The organism is Streptomyces sp. NPDC059906, assembly GCF_042730645.1.
Taxonomy (GTDB): domain Bacteria; phylum Actinomycetota; class Actinomycetes; order Streptomycetales; family Streptomycetaceae; genus Streptomyces; species Streptomyces rubrogriseus.
The window spans coordinates 320,025-336,384 of sequence record NZ_JBHWKU010000003.1; the positions used below are offsets into that span (position 1 = coordinate 320,025).

At 74.4% G+C, this 16,360-nt stretch carries 15 protein-coding genes; 7 read left to right on the forward strand and 8 right to left on the reverse strand.

Annotated features, from left to right (window positions below; genetic code table 11):
* Positions 1-42 precede the first annotated feature (42 nt).
* Positions 43-429, reverse strand: a complete 387-nt coding sequence (locus tag ACFV9J_RS06890; RefSeq protein ID WP_115740804.1) for a DUF2267 domain-containing protein — start codon at positions 427-429, stop codon at positions 43-45.
* 141 nt (positions 430-570) lie between these two features.
* Positions 571-1,656: a galactosyldiacylglycerol synthase gene (locus tag ACFV9J_RS06895; protein ID WP_385351334.1), complete on the reverse strand. Its 1,086-nt coding sequence runs from the start codon at positions 1,654-1,656 to the stop codon at positions 571-573.
* Between the two features lie 253 nt (positions 1,657-1,909).
* On the opposite strand from ACFV9J_RS06895, the gene ACFV9J_RS06900 reads away from it, so the two are divergent.
* The 4 genes from ACFV9J_RS06900 (at position 1,910) to ACFV9J_RS06915 (ending at position 6,381) form a co-directional block, all read left to right on the forward strand.
* Complete coding sequence (locus ACFV9J_RS06900) at positions 1,910-2,764, forward strand: SDR family NAD(P)-dependent oxidoreductase (RefSeq protein ID WP_385350911.1); 855 nt, start codon at positions 1,910-1,912, stop codon at positions 2,762-2,764.
* Positions 2,765-2,780: 16 nt separating this feature from the next.
* Positions 2,781-3,689, forward strand: coding sequence for a DMT family transporter (locus tag ACFV9J_RS06905; protein ID WP_385350914.1), 909 nt, complete (start codon positions 2,781-2,783; stop codon positions 3,687-3,689).
* Between the two features lie 131 nt (positions 3,690-3,820).
* Positions 3,821-4,609 carry a polysaccharide deacetylase family protein gene (locus ACFV9J_RS06910; protein ID WP_385350917.1) on the forward strand — a complete coding sequence of 263 codons (789 nt, stop codon included), beginning with the start codon at positions 3,821-3,823 and terminating at the stop codon, positions 4,607-4,609.
* On the forward strand, positions 4,606-6,381 hold the full coding sequence (locus tag ACFV9J_RS06915) for a glycoside hydrolase family 15 protein (protein WP_385350919.1): 1,776 nt from the start codon (positions 4,606-4,608) through the stop codon (positions 6,379-6,381). The genes ACFV9J_RS06910 and ACFV9J_RS06915 overlap by 4 nt, the downstream gene beginning before the upstream one ends.
* A 56-nt stretch (positions 6,382-6,437) precedes the next feature.
* Here the strand turns inward: ACFV9J_RS06915 and ACFV9J_RS06920 are convergent, their stop codons facing one another.
* From ACFV9J_RS06920 to ACFV9J_RS06935, 4 genes are read right to left on the reverse strand one after another with little or no spacing between them, the layout of a single operon-like run.
* On the reverse strand, positions 6,438-7,595 hold the full coding sequence (locus tag ACFV9J_RS06920) for an XdhC family protein (RefSeq protein ID WP_385350922.1): 1,158 nt from the start codon (positions 7,593-7,595) through the stop codon (positions 6,438-6,440).
* Positions 7,588-9,735, reverse strand: a complete 2,148-nt coding sequence (locus ACFV9J_RS06925) for a xanthine dehydrogenase family protein molybdopterin-binding subunit (RefSeq protein WP_385350925.1) — start codon at positions 9,733-9,735, stop codon at positions 7,588-7,590. The genes ACFV9J_RS06920 and ACFV9J_RS06925 overlap by 8 nt, the downstream gene beginning before the upstream one ends.
* Positions 9,732-10,724 (reverse strand): FAD binding domain-containing protein, encoded by a 993-nt coding sequence (locus ACFV9J_RS06930; protein ID WP_385350928.1) that lies wholly within the window; start codon positions 10,722-10,724, stop codon positions 9,732-9,734. The genes ACFV9J_RS06925 and ACFV9J_RS06930 overlap by 4 nt, the downstream gene beginning before the upstream one ends.
* Complete coding sequence (locus tag ACFV9J_RS06935) at positions 10,721-11,359, reverse strand: 2Fe-2S iron-sulfur cluster-binding protein (RefSeq protein ID WP_385350931.1); 639 nt, start codon at positions 11,357-11,359, stop codon at positions 10,721-10,723. The genes ACFV9J_RS06930 and ACFV9J_RS06935 overlap by 4 nt, the downstream gene beginning before the upstream one ends.
* Positions 11,360-11,553: 194 nt before the next feature.
* Between ACFV9J_RS06935 and ACFV9J_RS06940 the strand changes: the two genes are divergently transcribed.
* The gene (locus ACFV9J_RS06940) at positions 11,554-12,144 is read left to right on the forward strand and encodes a TetR/AcrR family transcriptional regulator (RefSeq protein ID WP_385350934.1); all 591 of its coding nucleotides are present in this window, start codon (positions 11,554-11,556) and stop codon (positions 12,142-12,144) included.
* Here ACFV9J_RS06940 and ACFV9J_RS06945 read toward each other — a convergent pair.
* Positions 12,107-12,898: a response regulator gene (locus ACFV9J_RS06945; protein ID WP_385350937.1), complete on the reverse strand. Its 792-nt coding sequence runs from the start codon at positions 12,896-12,898 to the stop codon at positions 12,107-12,109. The genes ACFV9J_RS06940 and ACFV9J_RS06945 overlap by 38 nt on opposite strands.
* Complete coding sequence (locus tag ACFV9J_RS06950; RefSeq protein WP_385350940.1) at positions 12,895-14,541, reverse strand: ATP-binding protein; 1,647 nt, start codon at positions 14,539-14,541, stop codon at positions 12,895-12,897. The genes ACFV9J_RS06945 and ACFV9J_RS06950 overlap by 4 nt, the downstream gene beginning before the upstream one ends.
* Positions 14,542-14,830: 289 nt before the next feature.
* Between ACFV9J_RS06950 and ACFV9J_RS06955 the strand changes: the two genes are divergently transcribed.
* A complete protein-coding gene (locus ACFV9J_RS06955; RefSeq protein ID WP_385350943.1) occupies positions 14,831-15,817 on the forward strand; it encodes a Bug family tripartite tricarboxylate transporter substrate binding protein in 987 nt (328 codons plus the stop codon).
* A complete protein-coding gene (locus tag ACFV9J_RS06960; RefSeq protein ID WP_385350946.1) occupies positions 15,814-16,359 on the forward strand; it encodes a tripartite tricarboxylate transporter TctB family protein in 546 nt (181 codons plus the stop codon). Before ACFV9J_RS06955 ends, ACFV9J_RS06960 begins: the two co-directional genes overlap by 4 nt.
* Position 16,360 lies beyond the last annotated feature (1 nt).

Here is a 16,360-nt window from a genome sequence, read left to right on the forward strand (position 1 = left end):
GGTGTCTCCTCGGTCTCGGTGGCCTGTCTCCGAGGCCCGCTCTCAGTGGGGTGCCGGGCCGCCGAAGAGGTCGGCGCAGTCGGCGGGCAGGCGGGCCAGCAGCCGGTCGACGCGTTCGCGAGGCACGGCCTCGGCGAGGGTGGACAGCACGGCGCCCGCGTCCCACTCGGCGGTGCGCGGCCGGGCGCCGGTCTGCTGGGCCACCCGCCGGAGGAACTCCTCGCGCCCGAAGGTCTCGGGGCGCCCGCGTTCCAGGCGCAGCGCGTCGTCCAGGGGTGCGGGCAGGTCGCGGGCCAGGTCGGCGGCCTCACCCGGTGGGATGCGGGACGCGACCACCCACAGGACGGCCGTGGCGACCTGCTCGGCCTCGTCGTCGCCGTGGAACTCACCGCGGTCGCGGACCCTGGTGAGGAAGTCGTCGAGCCGCACGGCGTCGCCTCCTTGTGCCGGTTCGCGCCCCGGGCGGGTGCCCTGTGCGCGTCCGGGAAAACGGACGGGCTCTCCCCCTCGGTCGACCCCTCGGTCGCCCCCTCGGTCGCCCTTTCGCTCCCCCGTGCTCGCGGCGCTCTCTCACCGCCGTACGCCCGCACGTGCGGCGTCGGCGAGGTCGGTCACCCGTGTCAGGGCGTCCGCGTTGCCGGTGAACAGAGCGCGTCCGGCGGCGATCCGCCGGCGCCGGTCCCGGCCGGGTGCGGTGAGCCGCGCCAGGGCTTCGAGCAGCGCGGTCCGGTCCTCGGCGACCTCGGAGACGCCCAGCGCGGCCATCCGCCGGACGCCGTCCGCGCCGTGACCGGGTATGGGGCGGTGGCCCACGACCGGCAGTCCGGCCGCGAGCGCCTGTACGGCGGTCTGACCGGCCGCGTTGTCGATCAGGGCACGAGCGGCGTGCAGCAGGCCCGGCATGTCCGTCACCCAGCCCAGGGCGAGGACGCCGGGTGTGCCGGACAGCGTGCGGCGCAGCCGCTCGTTGTCGCCGCAGAGCACGACCGGCAGATAGCCGTGGTCCGCCAGCAGCCGGACGGTGGCGTCCAGGTGCGAGCCGACGCCCCAGGCACCGGCGGACAGCACCACGGCGGGCCGCCCGGGGCCGAGCCGGTCGAACGTCTCCCGCCACTGGGCCGCCCCCGGAACGTGGCCGGCGGAGAACTCGGGCGCCACGACGGGACCGCACGTACCCGCCGGAGTGCCGGTGCTCCCCCTCACTTGGCTCGCCGCTTCCTCGGTGAGACACAGGCAGTGGTCGTTTCCGGGGTGCAGCCACTGCCGGTGGAGCTCGAAGTCGATCACGAGGACGACGCTGGGCACGGGCAGCAGCCCGCGGTCCCGGAGGTGGCCGGTGAGCTGGGCGCCCAGGTGGAAGACGGGCACGACCACGTCCGCGCCGGTGCGTGCGGCCAGCTCGCGCAGCCGGTCTCCGGCGAGCCGGGCCAGGGGCGTCCCGCTCGGCCGGCGTCCCGCGCCGGGCCGCAGGAAGAGGCGGTACAGGGCGGCGTACGCCCACGGGAAGTGCCGTACGGACCCGCGGTAGAAGCACCTGAGGACCGTGCCCAGGCCATACGGCAGGAGGGCGAGGACGTCGACGGTCTGGGCGGTGTCGCCGCGTTCCCGGGCCCGCCGGACCAGTTCGGCGGCGACCGTGTCGTGGCCCGCGCCCATGCTCGCGCTGATCACCAGCAGGCGTCTGCCGCCCTGTGGGCCGCGCGGGGCGCCGGGGCGCCGGGGCACTGATGAGCTGCGAGGATGCACGACGGGCCAAGTTGCCGATGCCACGGGTTCCAAACCATCGCACAAGCGGGCGTTTCGGGCGGGCCCTGGGGGATACTCCGTGACCGCCCGTCCGGCCGGACGCCGGAGCCCGACCGTCAGGTCGGCCGCTTCCCGGTGCCCGCCCCGAGCCAAGGTGGTCCCCATGGTCCATGCGTTCTCCCGTCCCCGGTCCGTCCCCGGACCGCAGGTCGTCGCACCCGACGCGGACCACGCGAGGCCCCGGCGGCAGCCCGTAGGGCTCCGGGACCCGCGGACCCGTACGGCGCTCGTGACGGGGGCGTCCTCCGGCATCGGCGCGGCCGTGGCCCGCCGCCTGGGCGACGAGGACGGCTGGCGGCTGGTGCTCACGGGCCGTGACCCGGTGCGGCTGCGCCAGATCGCCGACGACACGTCGGCCACCGCGTTCGCCGCGGACCTCACCCTCCCCGGCGCCGGCCGGCAGCTCACCGACTTCACGCTGGCCACGGCGGGCCCGGTGGACCTGCTGGTGGCGGGAGCCGGGGTCGGCTGGGCCGGGGAGTTCCTGGACATGCCCCCGCGCACCATCGACGAGGTGCTCGACATCAACGTGCTGGCCACGTTGCGGCTGGTGCGGCTGCTGCTGCCGGGGATGGTGGCGGCGGGGTCGGGGCGGGTGGTGCTCATCGGCTCGCTGGCGGGCAGCGTCGCGGTGCGCGACGAGGCCGTGTACTCCGCCGCCAAGGCCGCGATAGGCGCCTTCGCGGACTCGCTGCGCTACGAGTTGCGGGGCACGGGCGTCGGCGTCACACACGTGGTGCCGGGCGTCGTCGACACCCCGTTCTTCGAGCGCCGGGGCGCCCCCTACCGGCGGTCCAGGCCGCGCCCGGTGCCTCCGGAGCGCGTGGCCGACGCGGTGCGGACCGCGGTGCTGCGGGGCCGGGACGAGGTGTACGTGCCCTCGTGGCTGCGCCTGCCCTGCCGGGTGCGGGGCGCGGCCCCGGGACTGTACCGGCGGCTGGCCGCACGGTTCGGATGACCGGGAGCACGCCGCGGTGAGTGTCCTCACCGTCGTCCTCGCCCTGTTCGCGGCGCTGTCCAACGCGGCGGCGTCGGTACTGCAGCGCAGGGCCGCGGCGCAGGACGAGGACCGGGCGGGGGCCCGGCACACGATGCTGCGCTCACTGCTGCGGCTGGTGCGCGACCGGTACTGGGTCGGCGGGGCGGCGCTGCTCGCGCTGACGACGGTGCTGCAGGCGGCCGCGCTGGCGGTGGGCAGTCTGGCCGTCGTCCAGCCGCTGATGGCCACCGAACTGCTGTTCACCCTCGTGGTCGGCAGTGCGGTCTTCCACCGGCGTCCGGACTCGCGGACGTGGCTGGCGTTCGTGGCGCTGGCCGTGGGGCTCGCGCTGTTCCTGGGCTCGGCCGCCCCGGCGCCCGGTCACGACACCGCCACCGGGGGCCGTTGGGTCTGGGCGGGCCTGGCGCTGTTCGTCCTGATGACGGTCCTCGCCTCGGTCGGCAGCCTGGTGCACGGGGCGCCCCGCGCGGCGCTGTTCGGATCGGCGTCCGCGGTGGGGTTCGGCGGTACGGCGGCGCTGCTCAAGGAACTGACCGGGCGGCTCTCCCAGGGGGTGGGCGAGGTGCTGACCCAGTGGCCGCCGTACGCCACGGCCGTCCTGGGCGTGGCCAGCTTCCTGCTGCTGCAGAGCGCCCTGCGGGCGGGGACCCTCGCGGCCTCGCAGCCCGCGCTGACCCTCGGCGACGCGCTGACCAGCGTCGCCCTGGGCTGGGCCCTGTTCGGCGAGGAGATCCTGCTCGGGGTGCGGGTGCTGCCCGAGCTGATCGGCGTGGCGCTGATCGGCATCGGCAGCGTCGGGCTGGCCCGGGCACCGTCGGTGCACGGCGCCTGGGACACGGCCCCGGCGGCTCGGGACGGTCCCGCGCGGGCCGGGAAGCGGTGAGCGGCGGCACGAGCGAGGACGTAGTGCACGAAGACGTAGCGCAGGAAGACGCAACGCACGAGAACCTTGAACGAACCAGGACCTTGAACGAACCAGGACGGAGCACAGTGAACAGACCGGAGGCACCACGGATGCGTCACGGGTTTCCCACCGGCCGGGCGGTGTACGCCGTCGCTCCGGTCGTCGCCGTCGCGCTGGCCCACATCGGTCCGGCCGCCACCTGGCTGCCGGAACTGCGCCGCCGACGGTTCCCCGGCCTGGCCGGCCGGGGCAGCCCCGGCCACGTGGCGCTCACCTTCGACGACGGCCCGGACCCGGCGTCCACGCCGCAATTCCTCGACGCGCTGGACGGCCTGGAGGTACGGGCCACGTTCTTCGTCCTGGGCGAGAACGCCGTACGCCACCCCGCGCTGACCCGTGAGCTGGTCCGGCGCGGACATGAACTCGCCGTCCACGGCTGGACGCACGACCGTCCCTGGTGGCCGTCGCCGGCACGGGACACGCGCGAGTTGCTGCGTGCCGTCCGGGTGGTGGACGAGGTGTCCGGACGTGTGCCGCGCTGGTACCGGCCGCCCTACGGGATCCTCACCTCCGGTCGCTGGGCTGCCGCCCGGCGGGCCGGGCTGCGGCCCGTGCTGTGGACGGCGTGGGGCAAGGACTGGCGGCACGACGCCACGCCCGCCTCGGTACGCGCGAGCGTCGCGGCCGATCTGTGCGGGGGTGGCACGGTCCTCCTCCACGACACCGACCACGCCTGCGCCCCGGGCAGCTGGCGGGCCACGCTCGGCGCGCTGCCGGACATCGTGCGCGACTGCCGCGAGGCGGGGCTGTCGGTGGGCCCGCTGGGCGAGCACGGCGGGGACCGCTGGGACGGCGGCGTCGTTTCGGTCACCGGCGCCGGGATAGCCGTAGCGTCATGAACGACAGCGACGATCGGCGCACGGCGGCACCGGACACGTCCTGCCCGCCCTGGGCGCTGCGCGAGTACGCCGTGCTCGCCGACGGTGAACGAGGTGCGGTCCTGGATCCCCGGGGCCGGATCGTGTGGCTGTGCGCCCCGCGGTGGCACGACGACGCGGTGTTCTCCGCGCTGATCGGCGGGGCCGGGCACTTCACGGTGGAGCCCGCGGACCCCTGGCACGTCTGGGGCGGCTCCTACGAGGAAGGCACGCTGATCCGGACCAGCCGGTGGGTGACCGCCGACTGTGTGATCGAGTGCCGCGAAGCGCTGGCCCTGCCGGCCCGCACGGACCGGCTCGTGCTGCTGCGCCGCATGCGGGTGGAGCGGGGCGAGGCGCGCCTCAACCTGGACCTGGACCCGCGGCCCGGCTTCGGGCAGGTCCGGATGCGCGGCCCCCGGCGGGAACACGGGGTGTGGACGGCCGGGGCGCAGGGGCTGCGGATGCGGCTCGCCGGGGCCCCGGACGCGGTGTGGCGCGACGAGGCGGGGCTGTGCGGCGAATTCCGGCTGCGCGAGGGCGAGAGTCACGACCTCGTCCTCGAACTGTCCGCGGGACCGGAGACCGAACCGCTGGACGCCGACGCGCTGTGGGGGGCCACGGAACAGGAGTGGCGGCGGGCCGTGCCGGACTGCTCCCGGCTGGTCGCGCCCCGCGACGCCCGGCACGCGTACGCCGTCCTGCACGGGCTGACCAGCGTCTCGGGCGGCATGGTCGCCGCCGCGACCACGTCCCTGCCGGAACGCGCCAACAGCGGGCGCAACTACGACTACCGCTACGCGTGGCTGCGCGACCAGTGCTACGCGGCTCTCGCGGTCGCCGCGCACGGGCCGCACCCGCTGGTCGACGACGCCGTGCGCTTCGTCGCCGAGCGCATCCTCGCGGACGGCGACCGGGTGCGCCCCGCCTACACGGTCGACGGGCGGCCGGTCGGGAAGGAGCGTTCCCTGCGGCTGCCCGGCTATCCCGGCGGCAACGACCACGTCGGCAACGACGCGGGCGCCCAGTTCCAGCTGGACACCTTCGGCGAGGCGCTGCAGTTGTTCGCGGCGGCGGCCGCGCACGACCGCCTGACCGACGAGGCGGAACGGGCCGCCGCCGTCGCCGTGGACGTCGTCGAGCGGCAGTGGCTGAAGCCGGAGGCCGGTCTGTGGGAGCTGGAGGACCGGTGGTGGACCCACTCCCGGCTGAGCGTGGTGTGCGGTCTGCGGCGGATGGCCGAGGTGCTGCCCGGGACCGCGGGGCGCCGGTGCGCCGACCTCGCCGACACGGTGCTGCGGGAGACCCGGCGCCGGTGCCTGCACGCGGACGGCCGCTGGCGGCGGGCCGAGGACGACGACGGGCCCGAGGCCGCGCTGCTGGTGCCGATGGCCCGCGGCTGCGTCTTCGGGGACGACGGCGACGCGGCCACCCGCGCGTATGTCGAGTCCCGCCTGTCCGAGGACGGATACCTGTACCGCTTCGAACATCCCGGGGTGCCGCTGGGCGAGGCCGAGGGCGCCTTCCTGCTGTGCGGCTTCGCCATGGCGCTCGCCACGCACCGGGTCGGCGACCGGGTGGACGCGTTCCGCTGGTTCGAGCGCACCCGGGCGGCCTGCGGGCCGACCGGGCTGTTCGCCGAGGAGTATGACGTGCGCCAGCGCCAGCTCCGCGGCAACCTCCCGCAGGCCTTTGTGCACGCCATGTTGCTGGAGTGCTCGGTGCGCCTGGCCGGCGAGTCGGCGCTGCCCTGAGCCTCCTTCCCGGGCGACTGCCCTGTCGGATTCCTCAGGCAGCCGCCTTCCCTTCTTCAGGCAGCCGTTTTCCTCGCCTTCTCCTCGGGCGGCCGCCCCGTCGCCTCCCGGTGGATCGGTGCCGCCCCGCCGGTCAGCGGGACGCCCGTACCGCCACGGCGGGCCGCGACGATCTCCGCCGCGATGGACAGGGCCGTCTCCTCGGGGGTGCGGGCGCCGAGGTCGAGGCCGATCGGTGAACGCAGCCGGGACAGCTCGTCCTCGCTCAGGCCGGCCTGGCGCAGCCGGCGGTCGCGATCCTCGTGGGTGCGGCGCGAGCCCATCGCGCCGACGAACGCGACCGGCATCCGCAGCGCCTCCGCCAGCAGCGGCACGTCGAACTTGGCGTCGTGGGTGAGCACGCACAGCACCGTGCGCCCGTCGGCCGGGGTGTCCCGCAGGTAGCGGTGCGGCCAGTCGACGACGACCTCGTCTGCCTGGGGGAAACGGGCCCGGGTGGCGAAGACGGGCCGGGCGTCGCACACCGTGACGTGGTACCCGAGGAACTTCCCGGCCCGCACCAGCGCCGCGGCGAAGTCGACCGCGCCGAAGACGATCATGCGGGGCGGCGGCACACTGGTCTCGACCAGCAGGGTGAGCCCGCCGGGGCAGTGCGAACCGTCCTGCGAGAGTCCGACCGTGCCGGTGCGCCCGGCGTCCAGCAGGGCACCGGCCTCGGCGGCCGCGGTGCGGTCCAGGTCGGGGTGACCGCCCAGGCCTCCCGTGTGCGAGCCGTCGGGCCGGACGAGCAGGGCCCTGCCCAACAGCTCGGGCGGACCCTCGACGACCCGGGCGAGGGCCGCGGTCCCGCCCCGGGCGGCGGCGGCCAGCGCGGCCCCGAGCACCTCGCGCGAGGGCGCGTCGGCGCCGACCGGCGTGACCAGTACGTCGACGATCCCGCCGCAGGTCAGACCGACCGCGAAGGCGTCCTCGTCGCTGTAGCCGAAGCGTTCGCGCAGCGTCTGCCCGGTGCGCAGGGCGTCGGCGCACAGGTCGTACACCGCGCCCTCCACACAGCCGCCGGAGACCGAGCCGATCACGGTGCCCCCGCTGTCGACGGCGAGGGCGGCGCCGGGACCGCGCGGCGCGCTGCCGCCCACGGAGACGACGGTGGCGACGGCGAACTCCCGGCCCTCGGCGAGCCAGCGGTCCAGCTCCTCGGCGATGTCAAGCATCCGCCGCTCCCGCGCTCGCGGGCACCGCCGACAGCACCCGGTCCGGCCGGATCGGCAGGTTGCGGTGGCGGACGCCGGTCGCGTGCCAGACGGCGTTGGCGACGGCCGCCGCGGCGCCCACGATGCCGATCTCGCCGACGCCCTTGATACCGACCGGGTCGTCGGGGTCGGGGTCGTCCACCCAGTCGGCCTGGACGTCGCCCACGTCGGCGTTGGTGGCCACGTGGTAGCCGGCGAGGTCGGGGGCGTAGAGGCCGCCGCTCGACCGGTCCCGTACCGCCTCCTCGTGCAGGGCCATGGAGATGCCCCACACCATGCCGCCGACGAGTTGGTTGCGGGCGGTGAGCGGGTTGACGATCCGGCCGGCCGCGAAGATGCCGAGCATGCGGCGCACCCGCACCTCGCCGGTGGCGGTGTCCACGGCGACCTCGGCGAACTGCGCGCCGAAGGAGTGCCGTTCCTTCTGTGCGAGGGTGCCGAGCAGGGCGGTGGTGTCGGACCGTACGGTGATGCCCTGAGGCGGGATCGTCGTGCTCAGGGCCAGCCGCTCCCGCAGTTCGCGGGCCGCTTCCCTGATCGCCCAGGCCCAGGACCGCGTGCCCATCGAGCCGCCCGCGATCATCGCGGGGCCGAAGTCGCTGTCACCGATGCGGACCCGGACCCGGTCGGGCGCGACCTCGAGGGCGTCGGCGGCGACCAGGGTGAGCGCCGTACGGGCGCCGGTGCCGATGTCGGCGGCGGCGATCCGGACCGTGAATCCGCCGTCGGCCTCGGCGGTCACGACGGCCGTGGAGGGACCGGCGCCCGAGTGGAAGGAGGCGGCGGCGGTGCCCGTGCCCAGCAGCCAGCGCCCGTCACGGCGCACGCCGGGTCGCGGGTCGCGCCCGGCCCAGCCGAACCGCCGGGCTCCCTCGCGGAAGCAGGCATCCAGGTTGCGGCTGCTGAAGGGCAGACCGGAGACCGGGCCGACCTCCGGTTCGTTGCGCAGGCGCAGTGCGATGGGGTCGATGCCGCCGCGCTCGGCGAGTTCGTCGAGGGCCGACTCGATGGCGAAGGAGCCCGGTGCCTCGCCCGGTGCGCGCATGAACGTCGGCGACGGCACGTCGAGGGGCGCGACCTCGTTGGCCGTGTGGTGCGCCTCGGCGTCGTACATCACCCGGGCCACGCCCGCGCTGGGCTCGACGAACTCGTAGACGGTGGACGTCTGGTTCAGCGAGCGGTGCTCCAGGGCGCGCAGCCGGCCGTCGGCGTCGGCGCCGAGCCGGACGCGCTGGACGGTGGGGCTGCGGTAGCCGGCCAGCGAGAACATCTGCCGCCGCGTCATGACCACGCGCACCGGCCGCTGCAGTTCGGTCGCGGCCATCACGGCGGCGACCTGGTGGGCGCGCAGGCCCTTGCTGCCGAAGCCGCCGCCGATGTGCTCGGAGCGCACCCGCACCGCGGCGGCGTCGAGGGAGAACAGGCTGGCCAGTTCGGTCTGGATCCAGGTGGTGCCCTGGTTGGAGTCGACGACCTCCAGCCGGCCGCCGTCCCACCGGGCGGTCGCGGCGTGCGGCTCCATCATGCTGTGGTGCTCTTCGGGAGTGGTGTACTCCTCGTCCACCACGACGGCGGAGGCGGCGAGGCCGGCCGCCAGGTCGCCCTTGGCGGTCTCGCCGGGCATGACCCCGCCGGCCGGGTGGGCACCCGGGTGGCCGGCGGTGAGGGCGGTGTCGTGCGGTTCCTCGTCGTAGGCGAGGACGAGGGCCTCGGCGGCCTCCCGGGCCTGCTCGGACGTCTCGGCGACGACGAGGGCGACCGGCCAGCCCACGTGGTGCACCCGGTCCTGCTGGAAGACGGCGGCGGTGGGGTCCGGCGGGATGCCGAGCAGGCCGACGTAGTCGGTGTCGACGCGCGGGGCGTTGCCGTGGTGCAGGACGGTGAGCACGCCGGGCATGGCGAGGACGGCCTCGGTGTCGAGGGAGCGGATGCGGCCGCGCGCGACGGTGGAGAGGACCAGCCACCCGTGCGCGAGGTCGGCGAAGGGGATCTCGCCCGCGTAGCGGGCCGCTCCGGTGACCTTGTCGCGGCCCTCGACGCGGGTGTGCGCGGTGCCGACGACGCCCCGCAGCGCCGTACGGCCGGTCGTGGCGGTGGTCATCGGGCGGTCTCCTCTGCGAGTTCGGTCAGGACGGCCACCGCGAGGTTGCGCATGAGGGTCACCTTGTATCCGTTGTCGGGCAGCGGCCTGGCGGCCGCGAGTTCGGCGTCCGCGGCGGCGGCGAAGGTGTCGCCGTCGGCCGGTGCGCCGGTGAGGACGGCCTCGGCCGCGCGGGCCCGCCAGGGCCGCGCGGCGACCGCTCCGAAGGCCAGCCGGGCCTCGCGCACGACGCCGTCCTCGATGTGGAGCGCGGCGGCGACCGAGCCGATCGCGAAGGCGTACGAGGCGCGCTCGCGCACCTTGCGGTAGCGGGAGCGGGCGGCGACCGGGGCGGGCGGCAGGGTGACGCCGGTGATCAGCGCGCCGGCCGGCAGTGCGGTCTCCCGGTGCGGGGTGTCCCCGACGGGGAGGTAGAAGTCGGCGAGCGGCAACTCGCCCGGACCGTCGAGGGTTTCGTAGCCGACGACGGCGTCGAAGGCGGCGAGGGCCACCCCCATGTCCGAGGGGTGCACGGCGACGCAGTGGTCGGAGGCGCCCAGGACGGCGTGGTTGTGGTGTTCGCCGGTGACCGCGGAGCAGCCGCTGCCGGGGGCGCGCTTGTTGCAGGGCTTGCTCAGGTCGGTGAAGTAGCCGCAGCGGGTGCGCTGGAGCAGGTTGCCGCCGACTGTGGCCATGTTGCGCAGCTGGCCGGAGGCGCCGGCCAGGACCGCCTGGGTCAGTGCCGGGTAGCGGCGGCGCACTTCGGGGTGGGCGGCGAGGTCGCTGTTGGTGACGGTGGCGCCGATGCGCAGTCCGCCGTCCGGGGTCTCCTCGATGGCGTCCAGAGGGAGTTCGCGGACGTCAACGAGCCGGGCGGGGCGTTCGACGCCGGTCTTCATCAGGTCCACGAGGTTGGTGCCGCCGCCGAGGAAGCGGGCGTCCGGGTCGGCGGCGAGCAGCGCCACCGCGCCGGAGACGTCGTCGGCGCGCTGGTATCCGAACTCCCTCATGCGGCCGTCTCCTCGGTGTTCTCGTCCCGGTCGTCCCGGTCGTCCCGGTCGGCACGGTCGGCGCGGTCGGCACGGTCGCCGTCGTGGGCCGCGGCCCGGTGGGCCTCGGCGGCGCGGGTGACGGCCTGGACTATGGAGACGTAGGCGCCGCAGCGGCACAGGTTGCCGCTCATCCGTTCGCGGATCTCGTCCGGCGTCAGCGGTGGCGGCCCGGCCTCGGGGCGGACGTCCTCGGTGGCGGCGCTGGGCCAGCCTGCCGCGTGCTCCTCGATGACGGCGATCGCCGAGCAGATCTGCCCGGGGGTGCAGTAGCCGCACTGGTAGCCGTCGAGGTCGAGGAAGGCCTGCTGGACCGGGTGCAGCCGGTCCCCCTCGGCCATGCCCTCGATGGTGGTGATCTCACGTCCCTCGGCCGCGACGGCGAGGTTCAGGCAGGACACGGCGCGGCGCCCGTCGACCAGGACGGTACAGGCGCCGCACTGCCCCTGGTCACAGCCCTTCTTGGTGCCGGTGAGGTCGAGGCGTTCGCGCAGGGCGTCGAGCAGGGTGGTGCGGTGGTCGACGGTCAGCTGGTGCTTCTCGCCGTTGATGTTCAGGGTGACGGCGCTGGACGTCGACGAGGGCGCTGGGGCCATGATCAGCCTTCTTTGGTGTCTGGTGACCGGGAAAACTGGCTGTAGGCATCGGGTTCATGGGCGGGCGGGGCCATCGGCCGCTTTCCGCCGGTAGAGTGGGCACAACCGGACAACTGTCCACTCACTGAAAACGTAACGGACAGCTGTCCGCTTAGCAAGGCCGGGATTCGGCCACGAACCCGGAAGGGGGACGAGTGTCGCAGTCGAAGAAGGACAAGTCGGACACTCCCATGCGCTCGGACGCCCAGCGCAACCGCGAGCGCATCCTGGCGGTGGCCACGGAGGAGCTGACGCACTGCGCGAACGCCCCGTTGAGCGCCATCGCCAAGAAGGCGGGGGTCGGGCAGGGCACCTTCTACCGCAATTTCCCGAACCGCGAGGCGCTCGTCCTGGAGATCTACCGTCACGGGATGCAGCAGGTGGCCCAGGCCGCGCCCGAGATGCTGGCCACCCGGGAACCCGACCTCGCCCTGCGCGAATGGATGGACCGCCTCGCCGAGTTCGCCATGACCAAGGCGGGTCTGGCGGACGCGATCCGGCTGGTCACCAGCGCACCCGGGGCGCCGGAGAAGCCGCGCCCCACCCCGCTGGAGGACGCGGCCGAGCTCCTGCTCCGCGCCAACGACGAGGCCGGCACGATCCGGCCCGGAGTGACCGGGGACGACTTCTTCCTCGTCCTCGGCGGCCTGTGGCTGATCGGCCCCGGTGAGGACCGGCAGCCGCGGGTCACCCGGTTCCTGGACTTCGTCATGGACGGCCTGCGCGCCGGAGCGCCGGGCCGGTGACCGCGCCCCGGAAGCGGTAGCGGCGCTCGGGGCGTCCCGCGACCCCGTAGCGCAGGGACACCTCCGCGCTGCCCACGGTGTGGAAGTGCTCCAGGTACCGGCGGGCGCTGACCCGGGAGATGCCGGTCAGCGCCGCGCACTCGCTGGCGGACAGGGTGCCGTCGGCCTCGCGCAGCGCGCGCTCGACGAGTTCGGCGGTCTCCACGCTCATGCCCTTGGGCAGCCCGGGGGCCGGCCCGGCCTGCGCCGCGGCCCCGGCCAGTACGCGGTCGACGTCGGCCTGGCTGCGCACCACCGTGCCGAGCAGCCGGCCCCGCTGGACCGCGTAGCGCTCCAGCCGGACCCGCAGGTCCTCGAACTCGAAGGGTTTGAGGAGGTAGTCGACCACGCCGTGCCGCACGGCGCCGCGCACCGCGTCCGCCTCCCGGGCGGCGCTGATGACCATGACGTCGCAGTCGTGGCCCGCGGCGCGCAGCCGTGGGATCACGTCGAGGCCGAAGACGTCCGGCAGGTACAGGTCGAGCAGGACCAGGTCGGGGCGCAGCTCCCCGACGGCGGCCAGCGCCTGCTCCCCGGTACCCGCGACCCCGAGCACCCGGAAGGGCTCGACCCGTTCGACGAACGCGCGGTGGACGCGGGCCACCATGAAGTCGTCGTCGACGACGAGCACGCCGATCGGGGCGGCGCCCGGGGACGTCTCCAGGGGTGCGGCGGTCGGGGCGGTCGCGTCGGGCGTGCCGCTCGTAGCCGTCATGGTGCTGCTCCTTCCGCCACCGCGTCGGTGAGGTGGCTGACGGTCATGCGTGCGGTGAACACCGCCCCCTCGGGGGTGTTGGTCACCGAGATCTCACCGCCGTGACGTTCGCAGACCAGCCGGGTCAGCGCCAGGCCGATGCCGCGCTCGCCCTGCCGGGCGGCCTTGGTGGTGAAGCCGTGGGAGAAGACCTCCCGGGCCAGTTCGGGCGCCACACCCGGCCCGGAGTCGCGGACCACGATCTCGACGCTGGCTGCGTCCTGCCGCAGCTCGACCTCGACCCAGGCCTCGTGCGCGTCGCCCAGGGCCGCGGCGGCGTCCACGGCGTTGTCGACGAGGTTGCCGACCACGGTCGCCACGTCGGCGGCGTCCGCCGGCTCCAGCCGGTCCAGCGCCGTGCGGTCCGAGACGCGCAGCGCGACCCTGCGCTCGGCCGCGAGGGAGGACTTCGCGGTGATCAGCGCGGCCACGGCGGTGTCCCGGACCCGGCGGCTGAGGGTGACGTCCAGGGACTGGCGGCGCTGGTTGAGCCCGCGGACGTAGCGCACCACCTCCTCCTGCTCGCCGATCTGGATGAGCCCGGAGATGGTGTGCAGTTGGTTGGCGAACTCGTGGGCCTGGGCGCGCAGCAGCTCCGAGGTGCTGCGGAAGGAGCCGATCTCCCGCTCCAGGCGGGCCAGTTCGGTGCGGTCGCGCAGGGTGGTGACCGAGCCGAGCGGGCGGCCGTCCTTGGTGACGGTCATCCGGTTCATGACCAGCACCCGGCCGCGGCGGACGACGACCTCGTCGCGCGGCTCGGCGGCTTCGCGGGCGGCGCCCGCGAGGACGTCGCGCAGCCGCCCGTCGATGCCGAGGCCGTCCAGGCTCTGGCCCACGCAGTCGGCGGGCAGGTCGAGCAGCCGCCGGCCCACCTCGTTGACCAGGGTGAGCCGGTGCTGCGGGTCGAGGGCGACGACGCCCTCCGCGATGCCGTACAGCATGGCCTCCCGGTGCTCGGCGAGGCCGGCGATCTCGCGCGGCTCCAGGCCGAGGGTCTGCCGCTTGACCCGCCGGGCCAGCAGCCAGGAACCGGCCACGCCCAGGCCGCTGGCGATGCCGAGGTAGGCGAGGAGGTAGGAGGAGGCGCCGCTGAGGCGCTGCCACACCGTGGGATCGGCCTCGCCGACCATCACCGTGCCGAGGTGGCGGCCGAGGGTCTGCCGGGTGGCACCGAGCACCGGGACCTGGGCGACCAGTTCCCGGCTGCCCTGCACGGTCAGCGGCCCCGACCAGCCGCTCGTGACACCGGCGCCCTCTCCGCGTGGCAGCCGGGCGCCGATCAGCGTGGGGTCGGTGGAGCTGACGACCCGGCCGTCGGCATCGGCCACCGTGACGGAGGTGACCCCGGACTGCGTCTGCGTGGAGTTGACCAGCGGGGCGAGGGCCTCCTGCGGCACCGGGCGCAGCAACTGGCTGCGGACCAGCGGCGTGGCGGCCAGCTGCTCGGCCAGGGCCGTGACCCGGCGGCCCTCGACGCGATTGAAGGTGGCCTTGGACTGGGCGAGCGAGACGGCGGCCACCGCGAGCAGGACGACCACGACGATGGCGAGCTGGAGGACCAGCATCTCGCCCGCGAGGGTCTGACGGCGGAAGGTGGGGGCCACGGCGGACTCGTTCTCGGCTCACGGGGGGGGGGCGGGGGTGCCGGGTCGCCATCATGGCGCCCACCTGCGGCGAGGGAAAGGGATGTGCCTGCTTCGCAATGAACCGGCGATCCGACAGCGATGTGACGCCCTGAATCGGTCACACGTTTCCGACGACCGCAATGAACACAACCTCCCTTGGTTCCGCAAGGAAGACACGGGACAGGCGCGCGGGCACCATGTGGCCCACGTCACCCTCCCCCACAGGGCTTCCCGTAACGAACTACCCAACCGACAGGTGGTGTCATACGTGCGCCTGCGCACCCCCCTCGCCCTGCTAGGGGCCGCCGTGCTCGTGCTGGCGGGACCGCCGTTGCTCTCCTCGGGCGACGACTCGGATTCCGGCACCCAGATCCCGGGCCTGCGCTTCATGGTCCCCAACACGCCCGGCGGCGGTTACGACATCACCGCCCGCACGGCCGCGAAGAACGCCGAGGACGCCGGGCTCACCCACAACATCGAGGTGTTCAACCTGCCAGGCGCGGGCGGCACCGTGGGCCTGAGCCGGCTGGTGAGCGAGCACGGCAACGGCAAGCTCGCCATGTCCATGGGCCTCGGCGTCGTGGGCGCCGTCCGCTCCAACCACGCACCCAAGACCCTCGCCGACACCACGCCGATCGCGCGGCTGACCGAGGAGCAGGACGTCGTCGTGGTCGCCAAGGACTCGCCGTACAAGACGATCGACGAGCTGGTCGACGCCTGGAAACAGGATCCGGGGAAGATCCCGGTGGGCGGTGGTTCGTCCCCGGGCGGGCCCGACCACCTCGCGCCGATGCTGATGGCGCAGGCCGCCGGGATCGAGCCGAAGTCGGTCAACTACATCCCCTTCGACGGCGGCGGCGAACTGCTCGCCTCGATCCTCGGCAACAAGGTCGGCTTCGGGGTCTCCGGCGTCGGCGAGTACCTGGACCAGATCAAGGCGGGCGAGCTGCGGGTGCTCGCGGTGACTGGCCCCGAGCGGGTGGACGACCTGAAGGACGCGCCCACGCTCAAGGAGTCCGGCTACGACGTGAACTTCACCAACTGGCGGGGCATCGTCGCCCCGCCCGGCCTGTCCGAGGCGCAGCGCGACAAGCTGACCCGCCTCTTCGAGGAACTGCACGACTCCCCCGAGTGGAAGAAGTCCATCGACCAGAACGGCTGGGACGACGCCTTCCTGACCGGTGAGGAGTTCGGCGACTTCCTGGACGCACAGGACAAGCGTGTGGTGTCGGTGCTGAAGGAGCTGGGACTGTGACGACGCCGACCGAACTCCCCGAGGACCGCGAGAAAACGGCCTCCGGCCGGCACTCGTGGCTGCGCGAGCACTCCGAACTGGGCGTGTGCGTCCTGCTGCTGGCGCTCGGCGTGCTCGTCCTGACCGACGCGCTCACCATGGACGTCGACATCACCCAGCGCGGCCCGGTCGGCCCCAAGACCGTGCCGGTCGTGGTGGGCATCGGCCTGCTGGTGATAGCCGCGCTGCTCGCCGTCGACGTGCTGCGCGGGGGCCGGGGCGAGGCCGAGGGCGGCGAGGACGTCGACCTGTCCGAACCGGCCGACCTGCGCACGGTGCTGCTGCTGTCCGGGATCTTCCTCGGTGCCGCCGCCCTGATCGAGCCGGCCGGCTTCCCCGTCGCCGGGGCACTGCTCTTCTGGGGCGCCGCCTTCGCCCTCGGCAGCCGCCGCGTGGACCGCGATCCGCTGATCGCCGCGGTGCTGTCCCTGATCACCTATGTCGTCTTCGACAAGCTGCTCGGCGTGCCGCTGCCCGGCGGTCCGCTGATGGGAGTGCTCTGAC